This window comes from Barnesiella sp. An22, assembly GCF_963931395.1.
Taxonomy (GTDB): Bacteria; Bacteroidota; Bacteroidia; order Bacteroidales; family Barnesiellaceae; genus Barnesiella; species Barnesiella merdigallinarum.
Genome location: NZ_OZ007014.1, coordinates 1585059 through 1604485, shown reverse-complemented (window position 1 = coordinate 1604485; position 19427 = coordinate 1585059). Strand labels below are relative to the sequence as shown.

Below are 19427 nucleotides of genomic sequence, written 5' to 3'. Positions count from 1 at the left end.
CGAATGTCATGGATTTCAAACTTATTTCTCCCTATCGTCCCACCGGCGACCAGCCGGAAGCCATCGACGAACTGAGCCGGGGCGTGCTCGACGGCACTCCCTACCAGACGTTGCTGGGCGTGACGGGCTCGGGAAAGACATTCACCATGGCCAACGTAATCGAGCGGGTGCAAAAACCTACCCTTATCCTGAGCCACAACAAAACGCTGGCGGCCCAGCTCTACAACGAGTTCAAGGGGTTCTTCCCCGAGAATGCCGTCGAGTATTTTGTCTCCTACTACGACTACTACCAGCCCGAGGCCTATATCCCCTCGACCGATACCTATATCGAGAAAGACCTTGCCATCAACGAAGAGATAGACCGCCTGCGGCTCTCCACCACCTCGGCCCTGCTGTCGGGGCGCAAGGATGTGATTGTGGTCTCGTCGGTGTCGTGCCTCTACGGCATCGGCAACCCCGAGGACTTCCACAGCAACGTGGTCGAGGTGAAGGTGGGCGACAACATCGGGCGCAACCGGCTGTTGCGGCATCTGGTCGATTCGCTCTACTCGCGCAACGAGGTGGAGCTCAACCGGGGCAACTTCAGGGTGAAGGGCGACACGGTCGACATCTACCTGGCCTACGACGACACCATCGTGCGCATCGAGTTCTGGGGCGAGGAGATTGAGTCGATACGCACCGTCGACCCCGCTACGGGCAGCAGCACAGGCACCTTCGATGCCTACAAGATATTCCCGGCCAACCTGTTCGTGACGACCAAAGAGCGCATCGACAAAGCCATCGGCGAGATAGAGATAGACCTGGGCAAACAGGTGGAGTTTTTCAAATCGATCGGGAAGGAGCTCGAGGCCAAGCGGCTTTACGAGCGGGTGACCTACGACGTGGAGATGATTCGCGAGATAGGCCACTGCTCGGGCATCGAGAACTACTCGCGCTACTTCGACGGCCGCGAAGCGGGTACCCGCCCCTTCTGCCTGCTCGACTATTTCCCCAACGATTTCCTTACCATCATCGACGAGAGCCACGTGACCGTACCGCAGATCAGGGCCATGTACGGGGGCGACCGTTCGCGCAAGATGAACCTGGTGGAGTACGGGTTCCGCCTGCCGGCTGCCGTGGATAACCGGCCGCTGAAGTTCGACGAGTTCGAGAGTCTGGCCCGGCAGATTATCTACGTAAGCGCCACCCCGGCCGACTACGAGCTCGAGAAGAGCGAGGGCGTGGTGGTAGAGCAGGTCATCCGGCCCACCGGTCTGCTCGACCCGGTCATCGAGGTGCGGCCCAGCCTCAACCAGATAGACGACCTGCTCGAGGAGATACAGCAGCGCATCGAGCGCGACGAGCGGGTGCTGGTCACCACCCTGACCAAACGCATGGCCGAGGAGCTGAACAGCTACCTGACCAAACTCGACATCAACTGCAACTACATACACTCCGACGTCGACACCCTCGACCGTATCCGCATTCTCGACGACCTGCGGGCCGGCGTCTACGATGTGCTCATCGGCGTGAACCTGCTGCGCGAGGGGCTCGACCTGCCCGAGGTATCGCTCGTGGCCATACTCGATGCCGATAAGGAGGGATTCCTGCGCTCGCACCGGTCGCTCACCCAGACGGTGGGCCGGGCCGCGCGAAACCTTAACGGACGGGTTATCATGTATGCCGACCGCATTACCGAGAGCATGCAGAAGACCATCGACGAGACCAACCGCCGCCGCGAGAAGCAGTTGGCCTACAACGAGGCTCACCACATCACCCCCAAAGCTATCCAGAAGGCCAAGAACTCTTCGCTGCTGGGGGCCAACACCGAGGCCAAACCGCAACAGCCGCAACCGGCCAAGCCGGCAAAAGCTGCCAAGCCGAGCCAACCGGCCCGGGCTTACAGCGACGAGTATCTGGAGCATGTGGATGTGGCGGCCGACCCGATTGTGAAATACATGAATCGCGACCAACTGCAAAAGGCCATCGAGCGCACTCGCCGACAGATGGTCGAGGCGGCCAAGAAGATGGAGTTCATCGAGGCGGCTCAGTATCGCGACGAACTGATAAAACTGGAAGATTTGTTACAACAGGCAGCGGCCGACAAGCCTACTGCCTGACCAACCTATACCGCTACGAAAGTGATGAAAGAATACCGATTGCAAGACTGGTTGCCCACGACCCGCAAAGAGCTGGAGATGCGAGGCTGGGATTATGTCGACGTGATTCTCTTCTCGGGCGATGCCTATGTCGACCACCCCTCGTTCGGGGCTGCCGTCATCGGGCGCATACTCGAGGCCGAGGGGCTGCGGGTGGCCATCGTGCCCCAGCCCAACTGGCAGGACGACCTGCGCGATTTCAAGAAGCTGGGCACGCCCCGGCTCTTCTTCGGCATCTCGGCCGGAGCCATGGACTCGATGGTGAACCACTACACGGCCAACAAGCGTCTGCGCAGCGACGATGCCTACACCCCCAACGGGCGGCACGGCATGCGCCCCGACTACCCCACCGTGGTCTACAGCCGCATACTCAAGGAGCTATTCCCCGACACGCCGGTCATCATCGGCGGCATCGAGGCTTCGATGCGACGCCTCACCCACTACGACTACTGGCAGGACAAACTGCTGCCGGGCATTCTGGCCGAGTGTCCCGCCGACCTGCTCATCTACGGCATGGGCGAGCGGCCCATCGTCGAGATTGCCCGCCGGCTGCAACAGGGCGAGACCATCGACCGCCTCACCGACATACCGCAGACGGCCACCATACAGCCGGGCGCCAATACCCCCTCGACAGTCGAGGACGAGCACAACATCGTGCTGGCTTCGCACGAGGAGTGTCTGCAACACAAGCGCAAGCAGGCCGAGAACTTCCGCCACATCGAGGAGGAGTCGAACAAGTACCACGCCAAGCGACTGTGGCAGCGCGTGGGCGAGCGGGTAATCGTGGTCAATCCGCCCTACCCGCCCATGACCGAGGCCGAAATCGACGCCTCGTTCGACCTGCCCTACACCCGCATGCCTCACCCCCGCTACAAGGGGAAGACGATACCGGCCTACGAGATGATCAAGTTTTCGGTCAATCTGCACCGGGGCTGTTTCGGCGGGTGCGCCTTCTGCACCATCTCGGCCCATCAGGGCAAATTCATCGCCTCGCGTTCCAAGGAGTCGATTCTCAAGGAGGTGAAGCAGATTATCGCGATGCCCGACTTCAAGGGCTACCTGAGCGACCTGGGCGGCCCCTCGGCCAACATGTACCGCATGCACGGCCAGAACCTGGAGCTGTGCCACAAGTGCAAACGCCCCTCGTGCCTGGCCCCCCAGATATGCCCCAACCTCAACGCCGACCACAGCGACCTGCTCGACATCTACCACGCCGTCGATGCCCTGCCGGGTATCAAGAAGTCGTTCATCGGCAGCGGCGTGCGCTACGACCTGCTGTTGCACCGCCACAAAGACGACGCGCTGAACCGCAGCACCCGCCGCTACACCGAGGAGCTGATTGCCCGCCACGTCTCGGGCCGGCTGAAGGTGGCTCCCGAGCACACCTCGGACCGCGTGCTGGCCATCATGCGCAAGCCCTCGTTCTCGCTCTTCGAGCAGTTCAAGCGCACCTTCGACCGCATAGACCGCGAGCAGGGGCTCAACCAGCAGATTATCCCCTACTTCATCTCGAGCCACCCCGGGTGCACCGAGGAGGAGATGGCCGAACTGGCAGCCCTGACCAAGCACATGAACTTCAAGCTGGAACAGGTACAGGACTTCACCCCTACCCCCATGACCCTCTCGACCGAGATTTACTACACCGGCATACACCCCTACACGGGCGAGAAGGTCTACACCGCCCGCAAGCCCGAGGAGAAACTGAACCAGCGGAAATACTTCTTCTGGTATCTGCCCGAGAAGCGCAACGACATACAGAACTCGCTCAGGCGCATGCACCGCAACGACCTGCTCGAGAAACTCTACGGCAACACGCCGTGGCGCAAACCGGCCCACCTCGTGGGCGAGAACAAGCCGCCCCGGCGACAGAAAGGGAAACCGAACAAAAACAATCTATAAACCTTTATTTATGAACAAACTAAATTGTATGATGATGGCAGGAGCATTATTAGTAACAGCCTGTCAGCCAGCCGGGAAGACCGGTGACATTATCGGCAAGCAGCCCGTGAAAGTCGAAAACGGCATCCTGACTACCGAGGTGCTCATGGCCTTTGGCCGGGTGAGCGACCCTGTGGTTTCGCCCGACAAGAGCAAAATCCTCTTCGGGGTTACCTACGAAGATGTGAAGCAGAACAAGAGCAACCGCGAGCTCTTCGTGATGGACATCGACGGACAGAACAAGAAACAGATTACCTGTACCCCCGAGTCGGAGGGCAACGCCGTGTGGATTAACGGCGGCAAACAGATTGCCTACCTCTCGGGCAAAAGCGGCGACTCGCAACTGTGGATCATGGAGGCCGACGGCAGCAACGCCCGGCAGATAAGCCACCACGAGAAGGGCATCAACGGCTTCCTCTTCTCGCCCGACGAGAAACAGATCCTCTTCATCGGCAACGTGAAGTACAGCCAGAAGGCCTCGGACATCTACCCCGACCTCGACAAGGCTACCGGCCGCGTGATCGACGACCTCATGTACAAACACTGGGACGAGTGGGTCGAGGAGATTCCGCACCCCTACATCGCCTCGTTCGACGGTAAGGAGCTTTCGGGCATCACCGACATCATGGAGGGCGAGCCCTACGAGTCGCCCATGAAACCCTTCGGCGGCATCGAGTCGTTTGCCTGGACTCCCGACAGCAAGGCCGTGGCCTACACCAGCCGCAAGAAGACCGGTCTGGAGTACTCCATCTCGACCAACTCCGACATCTACCTCTACGACCTGGCTACCAAGCAGACCCGCAACCTCACCGAGGGCATGATGGGCTACGACACCACGCCGACCTTCTCGCCCGACGGCAAATACCTGGCTTGGGGCAGCATGGAGCGTGACGGCTACGAGTCGGACAAGAACCGCCTCTTCATCATGAACATGGCTACCGGCGAGAAACAAGACCTCACAGCCGACTTCGACTACAGCACCGACGAACTGGCCTGGGCTCCCGACGGACAGTCGCTCTTTATCCGCTCGGCCTACCAGGGCAAGATTCACATCTTCCGCGTGGGCCTCGACAAGAAAATCGAGCAGATTACGACCGGCTACTACGACTACGCCTCGCTGGCTCCCGTGAGCGAGAGCTGCCTCATCGCCATGCGTCACTCGCTGTCGCAACCCGACGAGATTTACAGCGTCAACCCCCAGAGCAAAGAGGTGAAAGAGCTCTCGTTCGAAAACAAGGAGATACTCGACCAGCTCACCATGGGCAAGGTCGAGGAGCGTTGGATCACGACCACCGACAACAAGAAGATGCTCACCTGGATTGTCTATCCGCCCCACTTCGACCCCTCGAAGAAATACCCCGCCATTCTCTACTGCCAGGGTGGCCCGCAGCAACCCGTCAGCCAGTTCTGGTCGTATCGTTGGAACCTGCAACTGATGGCGGCCAACGGCTACATCGTCATCGCCCCCAACCGCCGCGGTCTCTACGGTTTCGGCCAGGAGTGGCTCGAACAGATCAGCGGCGACTACGGCGGTCAGAACATGAAGGACTACTTCAGCGCTACCGACGAGATGAAGAAAGAGCCCTATGTCGACGGCGACCACATGGGTGCCGTGGGTGCCAGCTACGGCGGCTTCTCGGTATACTGGCTGGCCGGCCATCACCAGAAACGGTTCAAGGCCTTCATCGCCCACGCCGGTATCTACAACCTCGAGCAACAGTATGTCGAGACCGAAGAGATGTGGTTTGCCAACTGGGATATGGGCGGCGCACCCTGGGACAAGAAGAACGCTACGGCTCAACGCACGTTTGCCACTTCGCCCCACAAATTCGTAGACCAATGGGATACGCCTATCCTCATCACTCACGGCGAATATGACTTCCGCATCCTCGCCTCGCAAGGCATGTCGGCCTTCAATGCCGCCAAACTGCGCGGCGTACCGGCCGAGATGCTCATCTTCCCCGACGAGAACCACTGGATTCTGAAACCGCAGAACGGCGTGCTGTGGCAACGGATCTTCTTCCGCTGGCTCGACCGCTGGCTGAAACCTCAAACACAAACCGAGAATCCGGAACCGGCGAAATGATCGAGTTTGACAATCTCACCTTTATTTATGACAACAAGCCCTTGATGCAACACTTCACGTGTTGCATCGCCCGGGGCGAGAAAGCGGTGCTTTACGGCCCTTCGGGGCACGGTAAAAGCACCCTTCTTGCTTCGGTACCCGGCTTTGTCTTGCCCGACGAGGGGAGCATCCGCATCGACGGCCGCACACTCGACGCCACCACCGTGCAACAGGTACGGCGGCGCACCGCCTGGTTGCCCCAGGAGTTTACCCTCCCCTACGACACGATACAAGAACTGATCGAAGCCCCCTTCAGGCTGCGGATAAACCAGGCTCTGAAGCCTTCGCGCGAAACGGTTCTGGAACACTTCGACCGGCTGGGGCTGGAACACGAACTGTACGACAAGCGGTCGATCGAGATTTCGGGCGGCCAGCGGCAACGCATCATGCTCATGATTGCCGCCTTGCTGCAGAAAGATATTGTGCTGCTCGACGAGCCAACCTCGGCCCTCGACCCCGACTCCATCGCCCGGGTCATCGACTACATCCACTCGCTGCACGAGGCCACCGTACTGATGGTTTCGCACGACGCCCGATTCATCGACTCGTTCGACCGTAAAATCTATATCGGAGATTGATTCATGGAAACGATAAACATTGGCTACGGCCACATGGTGCTGGGATTTCTGCTGCTGATTATCCCCACCTACTTTCTCTACCGCTACCGCACCGGCCTGGTGAAAGATACCCTTTGGGCCGCCCTGCGCATGACGGTGCAACTCTTCTTCATCGGGTTTTACCTCGAGTACCTGTTCCTGTGGGACAACCTGTGGATAAACCTGCTGTGGGTGGTATTGATGATTGTCATCGCCTCGTCGACGGTGCTGAAGCGCACCAAGCTGCCGCAAAAGATGCTCTTCATGGCCGTGGCGGTGGCCTTCCTCGTGTCGCTGCTCATCATCGACCTCTACTTTCTGGGGCTGGTGGTTCGGCCCGAAAAGATTTTCACGGCCCGCTACTTCATACCCATCAGCGGCATGATACTGGGCAACATGCTATCGGCCAACGTCATAGCTCTCAACTCGTTCTACGGCTCGCTCAACCGCGAGCGGCAACTCTACCTCTACCTGCTGGGCAACGGTGCCACGCCCGGTGAGGCACTCGCCCCCTTCATGCGCGAGGCCCTCATCAAGTCGTTCAACCCCACCATCGCCTCGATGGCGGTCATGGGACTCATCGCCCTGCCCGGCACCATGACGGGTCAGATACTGGGCGGCAGCAGCCCCAGCGTGGCCATCAAATATCAGATTATGCTGATGATTACCATCTTCGCCTCGTCGCTCATATCGGTACTGCTCACGCTGTGGATTTCGCGGCGCAAGACCTTCGACCGTTACGGCATGAAGCGATTCTAAAGCGCCGTATCCTCGCGGTTCCGTTTCAGCCGGGCCTTGAAGGCGTCGGGCTTGTCGTTGAGGATGAGCTCCTCGGGGAACTCGATGGCGGCCAGAAGCGGATAGAGCCAGTGGTAATCGGCTATCGAGAAGGAGATGTGGGCGTCGCTCCCCAGAATGACCGGCTGCCCGTAGCGCTTGCACAGGCGCAGAATCTCGAGGTTGTTGGCCATCGCCTTCTCTTTGTGGCGGTAGGGATTGAGCGAACTGTTGTTGATCTCGAGCAACACGCCGTTCTCCTTGGCAGCCAGCACCAGCGGCTCGAAATACAACTCGGCCGTGCCGTCGCCCGGATGGCTGATGATGTCGATATGCGGGTTACAGATAGCCCCCAGCACGGCGGCCGTATTCTGGTCGATGTCGCCCGGTCGGTAACATAGCGAGTGCAACCCGGCTATGCGCAGGTCGAGGAATCGGAAATACTTCTCTTCCAAATCGAGCCGCCCTGCATAATCGACAATATTGATTTCGGCACCCAACAGCAACTCCACGCCATACATCCGGCGAGGCACTACCGGCAGGTTGCGGAAATAGATGTCGGAGCAAGTACCGGGGATTCCCCCCGTATGTTCGGTAATACCCAATATCTGCAAACCCTTGTCGGCCGCGGCCTGTACCATCTCCTGCAAGGTGCTGAAGGCATGCCCGCTGGCTATCGTGTGGGTGTGTACATCGAGAAGAATATTCATAGCAAATCCTGTTTAATCGTTCTGCAAAGATACGAGAAAGCCATCAACCCTCGGCCCCACTTGCCCGAAAATTTGTGACGCAGCCTCTCTTGCCGGTCAAAGGCAAGGAGGCCGCCGAAATCCTTTCATCCCGACACAGAATAGAAAAGCCCTGGCCGTTACTGGTAGATGGCAATCATCTCGTTGCAGGTGTTGATGATGTTTTGCTGTGTCTGTATGTTGTGTTTGATATATGCCGAATTGGGGTCTTCGATAAGTTTCACCTGCAGGCGGGCCAGCTCCTCGATAGCCCGGTTGCGGCGAATCTCCCACTCGACCCGGCGGACAGGGTCGCTCTGGCTGCTGCCGGTCGAGGCCGGTGCCGAGACAGAGGGCACCACCACTACACCCGAACCGCCCGCGGCACTGCTGCCGGCCGAGGCGTCGCTTCCGGCCGAAGCCGAAGCCGAAGCCGCATCCGGAGTCTCGAGTCCGTTGCTGTCGAGCCGGTTGCCCTCTTCGTCGAAGATGAAGAGTTCGCCCCCGCTCTCGAAACAGAATACCCCGAAGCCCGAGCGAGAGGCACTCGAGAAGCGGTTCGAGGGGAGCAGGAAGATTTCGCGCCCCGTCTTGTCGATATACCCTACCCGACCGTTGCGGGCTACCCGGGCAAAGCCCTGGTCGAACCAGTTCACCCGGCTGTATATGCAGGGGATTACCTCCTCGCCCTTCTCGTTTACGAAACCATATTTACCCTGCTGGGCCACAGCTACCATCCCCTCCCGACAAATATCTATTTTGTTGTATCGGGCCGGAGTCAGCACGTTCTGCCGGGCATCGACAAAACCATAAAGGCCGTCTTCGCCATAATAGAACAGATTGGAGGTACAAACGCCCATCGACTTGTATCGCGTGGCCGAGACAAACCTGCCCGTCTTGTCGATGAGTCCATAGCTCCCATCGAGACATACGGGAGCCACATCGCCGTAAAAGAAGTCGGCCGATTCGAACTGGCAGGGTATCACCTCGCGCCCCGTCGCATCGACATAGCCATAGAGACCCTCTTCGTTCTGCACACAGCCCAGGCCGTTGTAGAACTCCATCGCATTACAGTAAATCAGAGGGGTCACCTCGTTGCCGTCGACATCGATATAGCCTTTTCTCCAGTTCTGCTCGACCACGGCCAATCCTTCGCTGAAATCATCGGCAGAATTGTAGCGGCAGGGCACCACCAGATTCCCCCCGGTATCGATATAGCCATAGTTGAAATCCTCGTCATGCACTCTCGCCCGGCCATCGTAGAAGCCTCCCTGCGGCTCGAGACCGTCGGGCACCGGGAACTCCTGCAGCGTACCGTCGCGATAGACAAAGAGCTTGTTGTCCCCCTCTTTCGGGGAAACCAACACACCACCGGGCTCCATATATACCGACTCGTAGATACAGGGTATCACCTCGTGCCCCTTCTCGTCGATACAGCCGAAGACTCCCGTCTCGCGCCCCGACTCGGTCTTGATCTTCATCATCACCCGGGCCAGGCCATCCTCGAAATTGTCGATGAACGAATACTTCAAATGCAGGTTGAGAATATAGGGGGTAATCTCTATCTTTTCCTGTTTCTTTTCACCTCCGCCACAGGCCGGCAGAAGCAGCAGGAGGGTCACCGAACCAAGCAGAAGTCGGGTCCAAACAGTCGCATGTTTCATAGTCCTCAATTTTTTATGTTCTACAAAAATAGACAAATTGCCCGAATGAGAGAAGGGTATCGCCCGACAAATTAACGGCCGGCCCGTTTTTCTGTGCGGCTCGATACCATCAGGGGCTGCATCGAACGAATCGACACAGCCCCTGATGTTTATAACGGGACAAGGCAGAGAGCCGTCAGACAGACTGCTCGATGGTCCAGACGAAGGCCCGCAAACCCAACTGGGGGGCCGCCTCGTCCATCTGCCGCAGCCGCTTCAGCAGCGGCTCTACCTTGGCATCGTCGACCATGGTGATGATGGCCGAACACATCGAGGGCCACGCGTGGCTGCCATAGTGAGGCTCGCCGGTCTTGGAGCCGCGGCCCCGCATCTGCTCGAAGTAGGAATATCCCCGGCACGACAGCTTGTCGAGGGTCTCGAGAATCTGGGCATAGTGTGCCTGGTCGAAAGTGATAAATACCGATTTCATATCCGATGGTGTTGGTTTTAGAGTCCGGTCCCTATTTCCCCTTTTTTAATCGTTGAGAGATAGGGAACCGAACGTAATATTTATGAATTGGAGTTACTGGCCGCCAAGCGCTCGTGGTGTTTCCGACGACGGCGTTTCACACCCACCGAAGCGAATACACAGTAGAGCACGGGAATGAGGATAAGGGTGAGGATGGTCGAGACCGTGAGGCCGCCGATTACCGCCGTACCCATGGGTCGCCACATCTCGGAACCCTGACCGGTACCGATGGCCATGGGCACCATACCCAAGATGGTGGTAAGGGTCGTCATGATTACCGGGCGCAGACGGGAGTGACCGCCCTTGACCACGGCCTCGCGGATGCCCATGCCCCGCTCGCGGTTCAGCGAGATGTAGTCGATGAGCACGATACCGTTCTTCACCACGATACCGATAAGCATGATGGCACCGATGAGCGACATCACATTGAGGGTATTGCCCGAGAGCCACAGCGCCAGGAATACACCCGAGAAGGCGAAGGGCAACGAGAACATGATGATGAACGGGTAGGTCAACGACTCGAACTGGGCCGCCATCACGATGAACACGAGTATGACGATGAGGTACATGAGCGTGAACAGGTCGCCGAACGAATCCTGCTGGTCTTCATACGAACCCGAAAGCTGAATCGAGATGCCCGAGGGTATCGACATCTGGTCGATCTTCTTCTGGGCCTCGGCCACCACGTCGCTCATGGCTGCCCCCGAGAGGATAGCCGATACGGTGTTGATACGCTCGCGGTCCTTACGCTCGATGGTAGGCGGCGAGAACCGCTCGACCACGGTGCCCAGCTCCTTGATGCGCACCCCTTTGCCCTGGGCGTTGTAGACCATGATGTTTTCAATATCCTCGATCGAGGTGCGGTATTCGGGAGCATACATCACCTTGATGTCGTACTCCTCGCCCTCCTCGCGGAATTGCGAGGCGGTGGCACCGTTGATGCGGTTGCGCAGGTAGGTAGCCGCCGTGGTGAGGTTGAGGCCGTTGAGGGCCAGCTTCTCGCGGTCGAAGTCGACCTGATATTCGGGCTGGTAGTCGCCACGACTGATACGCACCTCGCTCACGCCCTTGATTTCGCGCAGCAGGGCCGAGAGTTGGGCCGCTACGCTGTCGGTCTCGGCAAAGGAGTAGCCATAGATTTCGTAGTCGATGGTCGTTTCACCACCCATCACCGACATACCGCCACCCAGGTTCACCTGCGACTTCTTGATTTCGGGGTATCCGGCCAGGTCCTTACGCATGAGGTCGCAAATCTCCGACAGGGTGCGTTTGCGCTTGTCGGGGTCGGTGAGACTGATGTTATAGGTAATGATGTGCGAGCCGTTGTCGGACATCGAGGCGTAGACGTTGTCGGTGCTGGCCTGCCCTACCGTAAAGTTGCACATCACGATTTCGGGGTATTGCTCCATCCACTGTTTGTAGAGGCGCATGGCCACATCTTTCGAGATTTCGGTGCGGGTACCGATGGGCATCTCGACGGTGACCCCGATACGGGCATTGTCCTGGGTAGGCATGAACTCGTTACCTACGAAGCGTACCAGCACGAGGCTGAGCACAAAGAACGACATACAGCCCACGATGACAATGGTGCGGTGGCCTACGGCCCAGTGCAACAGACGGGCGTAACCGTTGTCGAAGGCATCGAGCCCCTTCTCGATAGGTCCGTAGAGCAGCTTGAATACGCGCGATTGCTTGGGTTGCAGCTTCAGCAGGCGCGAGCAAAGCATGGGGGTAAGCGAGAGGGCACACACGATAGAGATGACCATGATGATGGTAACCATCCAACCCAACTGCTTGAAGAGTACGCCCGACATGCCCGAAACCAGCGTGAGGGGGAAGAACACGGCGATAAGGGTGAGCGTAGAGGCTACCACCGAAAGGCCCACCTCGTTGGTACCGTGCACGGCCGCCTGCCGGGGGTAGCTGCCCCGCTCGATGTGGTTGGTCACGTTCTCGAGCACCACGATGGCATCGTCGACCACCATACCGATGGCGATGGAGAGCGACGAGAGCGAGATGATGTTGAGCGAGTTGCCCGTGGCCGCCAGGTAGATGAACGAGGCAACCAGCGAGATAGGTATCGTAATCACGATGATGATGGTGGCCCGCCAGCGTCCCAGGAAGAAGAAGACGACTATCGAAACGAAAAGCAGAGCCAGCAACACGGTCTCGAACAGGGTATCGATGGTGTTGCGTATGTTGTCGGAGGTATCGATGATTACCCCCAGTTTCACGTCGCTGGGCAGATTCTTCTGCAAGCGGGGCAAGGCCTTCATCACCTCGTTGGAGATTTCGACCGAGTTGGCACCCGACTGTTTCTGAATCACAATCATGGCCCCTTGCACACCGTTGTTATAGGTCTCCTGGGCACGCTCCTCGACCGAGTCGTGCACCACGGCTACATCGCGCAGGTAGATGGACTTGCCGCCGTAGTTGCCCACGACAATGTCGTTCATCTGCGAGGCGTCGTTGAACTCGCCCTGTACCCGCAGCGAATAGGTGTCGGAACCCACGTCAAACGTACCGCCGGGCACGTTGCGGTTCTCGGCCCCGATGACCGAGGCGATGGTCTCGATGCTGAGGTTGTAGGCCTCGAGCTTCACGGGGTCGACATAAATCTGTATCTCGCGCTCGGGCGCACCGCTGATCGACACCGAACCTACACCGCTGATACGGGCCAGCGGGCTGGCCACGTTGTCGTCGAGTATCTTGTAGAGGGCCGGCATGCTCTCGTTGGCCTGCACCGAGAGGATAACGATAGGAATCATGTCGGAGCTGAACTTGAAGATGATGGGGTTCTCCGAATCATCCGGGAGCTCCGACTTGACCATATCGAGCTTGTCGCGCACATCGTTGGTGAGCACGTCGATGTCTTCGCCATACTCAAACTCGAGGGTGATGAGCGACATGTTCTCTTTCGACTCCGAGGTGATGTGCTTCAGGTCGCTCACGGCGTTGAGGGCATTCTCGAGGGGTCGGGTCACGTTGTTCTCGACATCGGCGGCACTGGCACCGGGATAGGCCGTCATCACCATAATCATATTGGTCTCGATGTCGGGATAGAGGTCGATAGGCAGTTTGGTGTAGGAAAAGATACCCAGGATAACCACCGCTACGAAACAGAGCGAGGTCATGATGGGTTTCTTTACCGAACCTTCGTATAGACTCATAGAAATTTTTCTTTAAGGGTGAATGTTTTGGAATTGGACAAAAGGCTGCACGGTTATTCGACCACTTTCACGGGGACGCCGTCCTTCAGGCGCGACTGGCCGGCAATCACCACCTCGGAACCGTTCTCGACGCCCGAGATGAGCTCGTAGCTCGTATCCATGTGGCGGCCCAGCTGCACCTGGTTGAAGGAAACCTTGCCGTCTTTATAGACATAGACAAAGCGGTCGCCCGAACCCGAACGCTTCACGACTGCCTGGTCGGGCACCACCACGCGGTTTACGTTGCCAAAGTCGATATTGACGCGGGCAAACATGCCCGGACGGATGCGGTTGTCGCCATTGGGGATATTGATTTCGGTCACAAAGGTGCGGGTGGCCGGGTCGATGGTGGGGTGAATGAGCGATACCTTGCCCTTGAACACCTCGTCGCCATAGACCTCGACGTTGACATCGACCGGCATACCCAGCTTCACCTTGGTGAAGTCGCTCTCCGAGATGTTCACCTCGACCTTCACCGGCTGTATCTGCATGACGGTGAGGATGGCACCGGTGGCCAGGTCGCCGTTGTCGTAGTTACGGGCCGTCACTACGCCGTTGGTGGGACTCACCAGCACGGTGTTCTCGTCGAGGTTCTCATACGAGGTCTTGGCCGTTTCGTACTGGGTGCGCATCTGGTCGACCTGTTGTTGCGAGGCACCGCCCACGGCAAAGAGCTCTTTCACCCGGTTGTACTCGAGCTCGAGGTTGTCGAGCTGCAGCTTCTGCTGGGCCAGGTTGGCACGGTCGAGGTCGACCAGCTTCTGCCCGGCCTTGACGTGGTCGCCCACCTCGACATAGATTTTCTTGATGCGGTTGGGCAGAGACGAACTGATGAGGTTGCGCTTATAGGGTTCGATTGTGGCCGTGTAGGAGACGACCTGAGGGACGGCCTGCTCGGTGACCCGGGCCACCTTGACGAGTTGAACCGTTTCCTCTTCGGCTTGTTCGGTATTCTCCTTCTCTCCCGAACAGGCCACAAACAGCAGGGCCGAACAAGCGGCCAACATGCCAATCAAATGCTCTTTTTTCATATCGTGTCGTTTCTTATATTATTCGATGTCGTGTATTTACTTGGTGCTCTTCTGGTCGGGTTGCCGGTATTGCTCCAGGTCGGCATTGCCCAGGAGCAGCTGCAGGTCGGACTTGGCAGCCAGAAAATCGTAGATGGCCTGATTGTACGAGAGGCGTGAATTGGTGAGGGCCAGGTCGGCGTCGTTAAGTTCGATGAAGGTAGCCGACCCGATTTCGAAACTCTTCTGCATGATGGCGTATGCCTTCTCGGCCTGACGGACCCCCTCCTTGTTCGAGGCTATCTGCTTGACCGACTTCTGGATATTATCCATCGACATCTGCACCTGCATCGAGAGGGTGTTCAACAGGTTGTCGCGCTGCAAGCCCAGTTGCAGGACGTTCGACTTGGCCTGCTTGATGCGGAAGTGGCGTGCCCCACCCTGGAAGATGGGCAGCGAAAGCGAAAGCCCTATCGACGAATAGGGGCTCCAGCGGAAGTCGCTGAACATGCCGCCGTCGCTCATCGAAATCCAGTTGTAGTTGGCCGTGGCCGAGAGCGTGGGGAACCACGCCATGCGCTGCACGTCGACCGCTTTCTTGAGGTAGGCGGTCTGGAGGTCCAACTGGCGCAGGTCGGTATTCTGCTCGAGCGAGGTGTCGATGTTCATCGTCGCCTCATACATCGAGGCTTCATAATCTTCGAGCCGGTCGGTGGGGGTAATCTCCAGAGCCATATCGACACCCATCAGCACCTTCAGCTGCAGCTTGCTCAGCTTCACGCTGTTCTCGGTTTGCAGCAGGGTGGGCTCGAGGTTGCGCACCTGCACATCGGCCCGCAACACGTCGTACTCCGAAGCCGTTCCCTGCTCGAACTTGTGCTTGTAGTCCCGGGCATTGAGCACGGCATTGTCGTAGCTCATCTTGATAACCTCGTAGGAGTTCTGGGCCAACAGCAGGTTGTAATAGGCCTTCTCTACCTGATTGACCATGCTGAGCCGCGACGAACGGGCCGACTCGACGGCCTGCTCGATATCGGCACTCGAGAGTTGCACGCTCTTCCACAACTGCGGGGCAATGATAGGCAGCGAAGCGCTGAGGCCCACCGAATAGGTGTTGTCGGTGCCCACCTTCATACCGGTCTCGCCCGACGAAGAGGAGCCGCCGCCCAACTGGGGCACCTGGAACTCGGGGTGCAGTTGCCCGATGGTATTGTAAATAGGTGCAAACATGGCGCTCATGTCGAAGGCCTCGGTATCCATGTACATGGTCTGTTTCTCGATGGTGCGACTATACGAGGCCGACCCGTCTATGCGGGGGAAGAGTCCGGCGATGGTCTCTTTCTTGGAGTAGTCTTTCTTCTCAATCTCCATATCGGCCACTTTAATCGTAGGATTCTCGTTAAGGGCGATGCCGATGGCGGTCTTCAAATCGAGGACCAGCGTTTGGGTCGGCTGGGTTTGAGCCGGCAGGATAGCCGGCCAAAGCGACAGAGCCAACAGGGCTGCGACTCGGGACACGAGCTTGTTTCTGTCCATAGTTTCTTCGGTTATTAAAGGTTTCTATTTGTATGCTACTATCTATATCTATACTGCTCTACTGTATCATTTGTTTTCGCGACCGGCAAAAAATTCGTCGGTATAGCGCACCCCTTCGGGCGTAGCGATACCCCGGATAAAACTTTTGAATATGGTCTCGAAAATTTCGGTAAAGGTGTATTTCGACTTGAATACCTGGTCGGCATTTTTCAGTAACTCGAATTGCAGAGAGAGCAACGTAGCCACAATCTCGAGGTTGCAGTCGCTGCGTATCATCCCCTCGCCTATCCCCTCGCGCAACAGGTCGACGATGGCCCGTTTGTGAATCTCCTTCTCCCGCTCGTAACGGTCGTAGACCTTGGGATAATAGCGCTCCATGTCGATGAAGTAGGCCGGGCTGGCATTGCGCATGAAACAGAGTATATCTTCGTGCACCTTCAGCAACAGTTCGATGACATTCTGCCGTTGGGCATAGTAGGTTTTCAGCCGCACGTTGCGGTCGTCCTCGGCCTTCTCGAGACAGGCCAGCAACAGCTCGTTCTTCTCCTTGAAATTCTCGTACAGCGTGCGCTTCGACATGCCCAGCCTTGCGGCAATCATATCCATCGTGACGGCTTTGATTCCATAGTGCAAAAACATGGGAGTGGCTTGCTCGATTATGCGCAGTTGCAGCTCGTTCATCATAAGTTCTCTACTGAAAATCGGAGCAAATGTATAGAAAACTTTGAAAACTCCGAAAGTTTTCTGCGGCATATTATCCCCGTTCTCTGTTAATAATCATAAACAGCATGCGACATTCCCCCGCCCTCGCTCAAACCCAACCTTGCCCCAGGGCACGCCTCGATTCGGACGACGAAGAACCTGCGGCCGGTCACGAAATCGGGAAGAGCGGCCGGCTTTAAAACAAGCACGGCCCGATTCTTACGAACCGGACCGACACTTGTTCATTACGGCTATTCCCTTACTTGCCCTCGCCGATGGTGGCAATGATGCCCATCTTGGACTCGGCAAAGAATTTGAGGATATAATCGATTTCGGGACTGGGAGCCACAACCTCCTTGATACGCAGAATCGCATTCTCGAGGCTGGTGCCCGACGAGTATACCTGACGGTAGGCCAGCGCGATATTCTCGATGGTCTCTTCGCTGAAGCCTTGACGCCGCAGGATAAAGGCATTGATACCCTTGTACATGATGGGGTTGTGTGCCGCCAGGATATAGGGAGGTATATCCTTGCTCGTGCGGCAACCGCTCTTGACGAGGGTCCAGCTACCCACACGACACTTCTCCTTTACAATCACACGGCCGGCCAGAATGGCTTTGCTGTGGATGTGGCATTCGCCCGAGAGGTCGCAATCGATGCCCAGGATACAGTCGTCGTCGACCCGGCAATCGTGACCGATGCGGGTACCCTTCATCATACAGATGTGGTTGCCGATGACTGTCTCGCCCGCGGGATGAGTAGCGCGGTTGATGATGACATACTCGCGAATGGTATTGTCGTTGCCGACAGTCAGTCGAGTGGGTTCACCCTTGTAGTGGAAGTCTTGCGGCTCGGCACCGAGGATAGCCCCTTGAAAGACCCGGTTGTTTTTTCCCATGACCGTTCCCGCCAATATACTGGCGTATGGATATATCACACAGTTGTCACCGATGACAACATCTTTGTCGATATAGGCAAAGGGATGTATGGTTACGTTGTTTCCAATCACCGCTTTGGGATCGACGTATGCTAACGGACTAATCATAGTATCTAAGTTTTACGTTTTTACTTTGTATTTTCCTCGATCTCACGGCCACCGCCCAGAGCATGATAGAGATTGATGACGGCTACCATGCACTGATACGAATCGGATACTTGCGACAACTGGGCGTTGAGCAACGACTGTTGGGCCGTCAATACCTCGAGGTAGGTCGAGGTGCCCAAGGTCATCAACGACATGGTAGACTCGACTGCCTTCTCGAGCGAGGCTACCTGCAAGTCGCGGTTGACCAGCGTCTCTTTGGTCGTCTGTATCTGATAGAGGGCGTTGCTCACCTCTTCGCCGGCATTGAGGATGGCCTGCTGGAAGTTGATGGCGGCAATCTGCTGTTGAGCCTTGGCGGCTTTGAGGTTGGCTATGTTGCTGCCCCGGTTGAAAATGGGCTGAACCAGCGAAGCGGCAGCCGAGAGCAACAGTTTGCCCGGATTGACAATGGCGCTACCGGCCGAGTTGGTCCAACCGGCCGAACCCGAAATCACGATGTTGGGATAGAAGGCCGAGCGGGCAATGTTGGTCGAATAGTAGGCTGCAGCCAGCGAAAGTTCGGCCGAACGCACGTCGGGACGGTTGGCGAGCAACTGTACGGGTACGCCCACCTGATACATCTCGGGGAGCTTCTGGTCCTGGAATTTGCCGCGCTTAATCGATTGCGGAGCCTGATACAACAGGGTCGAAAGGCTGTTTTCGGTCTCGCGGATTTGCTGGCGCAACGTAGGGATGGAGGCAGCAATCATGTAGTTGTTGGCCTCGCTCTGGGCTACGGCAGCCTCGTTGGTCATACCGCCTACCTTCATGGCCCGGATGGTCTCGACGCTCTTCTGCCAGGTCTTGGCGGTCTCCTCGGTGATGGCAAGCTGCTCGTCGAGCATCAACAACGTATAGTATCCGTTGGCAATGGTGGCGATGAGTTGCGTGCGCACGGCCTGCTTGTAAGCCTCGGTCTGCATCAGCATGGCCTTGGCATTGCGCTTGGAGTTGAGCAGGCGGCCGAAAATGTCAATCTCCCAACTGGCCGAAACGGGGGCATTGTAGGTCCAGGTACCCTTGCTGCTGTCGAAGCTGCTCACGCCGCCTTGCGGAGTGAGGCTAAGCGACGGCAGGAATGCCAGTTGAGCGGCGGTGAAGCTGGCCTGAGCAGCCTCGACCTGAAGCATGGCCGACTGCAAGTCGCTGTTCTTCTCCAACCCCGTGCGAATGAGGTCTTGCAGGATGGGGTCGGTGAAGACCTCTTCCCACGGCAGGTCGCCGAAGCTGGCCGTATCGGCTGCAAGGGTGTCGGTATCGGAGACCGTATCCCGGAACAAACCCTCGACCATTACATCGTCGGGCCGATGGTATTTATTGTATATGTGGCAACTGTTTAAGGTGGTAGCCATAGTCAAACCACATACCGTATATAAAAGGATTCGTTTCATATATTCTCTGTTTTATATCGC

The 19427-nt window shown here is 57.5% G+C and carries 14 protein-coding genes; 5 read left to right on the top strand and 9 right to left on the bottom strand.

Going from position 1 to position 19427, the window contains the following annotated elements:
- The first annotated feature begins 8 nt into the window (after positions 1 to 8).
- Genes uvrB through ABGT88_RS06355 form a run of 5 tightly spaced genes read left to right on the top strand, consistent with a single transcriptional unit; the run spans position 9 to position 7556 of the window.
- Positions 9 to 2099: an excinuclease ABC subunit UvrB gene (gene uvrB, locus ABGT88_RS06375; protein WP_258326953.1), complete on the top strand. Its 2091-nt coding sequence runs from the start codon at positions 9 to 11 to the stop codon at positions 2097 to 2099.
- A 24-nt stretch (positions 2100 to 2123) separates the two neighbouring features.
- Positions 2124 to 4037, top strand: a complete 1914-nt coding sequence (locus ABGT88_RS06370) for a YgiQ family radical SAM protein (RefSeq protein WP_346701066.1) — start codon at positions 2124 to 2126, stop codon at positions 4035 to 4037.
- 10 nt (positions 4038 to 4047) lie between these two features.
- Positions 4048 to 6162, top strand: a complete 2115-nt coding sequence (locus ABGT88_RS06365) for a S9 family peptidase (protein ID WP_346701064.1) — start codon at positions 4048 to 4050, stop codon at positions 6160 to 6162.
- Positions 6159 to 6779, top strand: coding sequence for an ATP-binding cassette domain-containing protein (locus ABGT88_RS06360; RefSeq protein WP_258326956.1), 621 nt, complete (start codon positions 6159 to 6161; stop codon positions 6777 to 6779). The genes ABGT88_RS06365 and ABGT88_RS06360 overlap by 4 nt, the downstream gene beginning before the upstream one ends.
- Before the next feature lie 3 nt (positions 6780 to 6782).
- The gene (locus ABGT88_RS06355; protein WP_087407624.1) at positions 6783 to 7556 is read left to right on the top strand and encodes an ABC transporter permease; all 774 of its coding nucleotides are present in this window, start codon (positions 6783 to 6785) and stop codon (positions 7554 to 7556) included.
- Here the strand turns inward: ABGT88_RS06355 and ABGT88_RS06350 are convergent.
- The 9 genes from ABGT88_RS06350 to ABGT88_RS06310 form a co-directional block, all read right to left on the bottom strand.
- Entirely contained in the window at positions 7553 to 8284 is a 732-nt protein-coding gene (locus tag ABGT88_RS06350) for a phosphatase (protein ID WP_346701061.1), read from the bottom strand. The two genes, ABGT88_RS06355 and ABGT88_RS06350, sit on opposite strands and share 4 nt — an antisense overlap.
- Positions 8285 to 8442: 158 nt before the next feature.
- Positions 8443 to 9966: a WG repeat-containing protein gene (locus ABGT88_RS06345; protein ID WP_346701059.1), complete on the bottom strand. Its 1524-nt coding sequence runs from the start codon at positions 9964 to 9966 to the stop codon at positions 8443 to 8445.
- Between the two features lie 175 nt (positions 9967 to 10141).
- The gene (locus ABGT88_RS06340) at positions 10142 to 10435 is read right to left on the bottom strand and encodes a PG0541 family transporter-associated protein (protein ID WP_087407627.1); all 294 of its coding nucleotides are present in this window, start codon (positions 10433 to 10435) and stop codon (positions 10142 to 10144) included.
- A gap of 80 nt (positions 10436 to 10515) precedes the next feature.
- A complete protein-coding gene (locus tag ABGT88_RS06335; RefSeq protein WP_346701057.1) occupies positions 10516 to 13644 on the bottom strand; it encodes an efflux RND transporter permease subunit in 3129 nt (1042 codons plus the stop codon).
- A 53-nt stretch (positions 13645 to 13697) separates the two neighbouring features.
- Complete coding sequence (locus tag ABGT88_RS06330; protein WP_087407629.1) at positions 13698 to 14714, bottom strand: efflux RND transporter periplasmic adaptor subunit; 1017 nt, start codon at positions 14712 to 14714, stop codon at positions 13698 to 13700.
- A gap of 36 nt (positions 14715 to 14750) precedes the next feature.
- Positions 14751 to 16229 (bottom strand): TolC family protein, encoded by a 1479-nt coding sequence (locus tag ABGT88_RS06325; RefSeq protein ID WP_346701055.1) that lies wholly within the window; start codon positions 16227 to 16229, stop codon positions 14751 to 14753.
- Between the two features lie 66 nt (positions 16230 to 16295).
- Positions 16296 to 16913: a TetR/AcrR family transcriptional regulator gene (locus tag ABGT88_RS06320; protein ID WP_300132914.1), complete on the bottom strand. Its 618-nt coding sequence runs from the start codon at positions 16911 to 16913 to the stop codon at positions 16296 to 16298.
- Positions 16914 to 17190: 277 nt separating this feature from the next.
- A complete protein-coding gene (gene lpxA / locus ABGT88_RS06315) occupies positions 17191 to 17976 on the bottom strand; it encodes an acyl-ACP--UDP-N-acetylglucosamine O-acyltransferase (protein ID WP_087407632.1) in 786 nt (261 codons plus the stop codon).
- Positions 17977 to 17996: 20 nt separating this feature from the next.
- Entirely contained in the window at positions 17997 to 19406 is a 1410-nt protein-coding gene (locus tag ABGT88_RS06310; protein WP_087407633.1) for an efflux transporter outer membrane subunit, read from the bottom strand.
- Between the last annotated feature and the right edge of the window lie 21 nt (positions 19407 to 19427).

What these genes read in the sequence shown, in the direction of transcription:
- uvrB (WP_258326953.1), top strand. Translation starts at nt 9, where the DNA reads ATGGATTTCAAACTTATTTCTCCCTATCGTCCCACCGGCGACCAGCCG.
- ABGT88_RS06370 (WP_346701066.1), top strand. Translation starts at nt 2,124, where the DNA reads ATGAAAGAATACCGATTGCAAGACTGGTTGCCCACGACCCGCAAAGAG.
- ABGT88_RS06365 (WP_346701064.1), top strand. Translation starts at nt 4,048, where the DNA reads ATGAACAAACTAAATTGTATGATGATGGCAGGAGCATTATTAGTAACA.
- ABGT88_RS06360 (WP_258326956.1), top strand. Translation starts at nt 6,159, where the DNA reads ATGATCGAGTTTGACAATCTCACCTTTATTTATGACAACAAGCCCTTG.
- ABGT88_RS06355 (WP_087407624.1), top strand. Translation starts at nt 6,783, where the DNA reads ATGGAAACGATAAACATTGGCTACGGCCACATGGTGCTGGGATTTCTG.
- ABGT88_RS06350 (WP_346701061.1), bottom strand. Translation starts at nt 8,284, where the DNA reads ATGAATATTCTTCTCGATGTACACACCCACACGATAGCCAGCGGGCAT.
- ABGT88_RS06345 (WP_346701059.1), bottom strand. Translation starts at nt 9,966, where the DNA reads ATGAAACATGCGACTGTTTGGACCCGACTTCTGCTTGGTTCGGTGACC.
- ABGT88_RS06340 (WP_087407627.1), bottom strand. Translation starts at nt 10,435, where the DNA reads ATGAAATCGGTATTTATCACTTTCGACCAGGCACACTATGCCCAGATT.
- ABGT88_RS06335 (WP_346701057.1), bottom strand. Translation starts at nt 13,644, where the DNA reads ATGAGTCTATACGAAGGTTCGGTAAAGAAACCCATCATGACCTCGCTC.
- ABGT88_RS06330 (WP_087407629.1), bottom strand. Translation starts at nt 14,714, where the DNA reads ATGAAAAAAGAGCATTTGATTGGCATGTTGGCCGCTTGTTCGGCCCTG.
- ABGT88_RS06325 (WP_346701055.1), bottom strand. Translation starts at nt 16,229, where the DNA reads ATGGACAGAAACAAGCTCGTGTCCCGAGTCGCAGCCCTGTTGGCTCTG.
- ABGT88_RS06320 (WP_300132914.1), bottom strand. Translation starts at nt 16,913, where the DNA reads ATGATGAACGAGCTGCAACTGCGCATAATCGAGCAAGCCACTCCCATG.
- lpxA (WP_087407632.1), bottom strand. Translation starts at nt 17,976, where the DNA reads ATGATTAGTCCGTTAGCATACGTCGATCCCAAAGCGGTGATTGGAAAC.
- ABGT88_RS06310 (WP_087407633.1), bottom strand. Translation starts at nt 19,406, where the DNA reads ATGAAACGAATCCTTTTATATACGGTATGTGGTTTGACTATGGCTACC.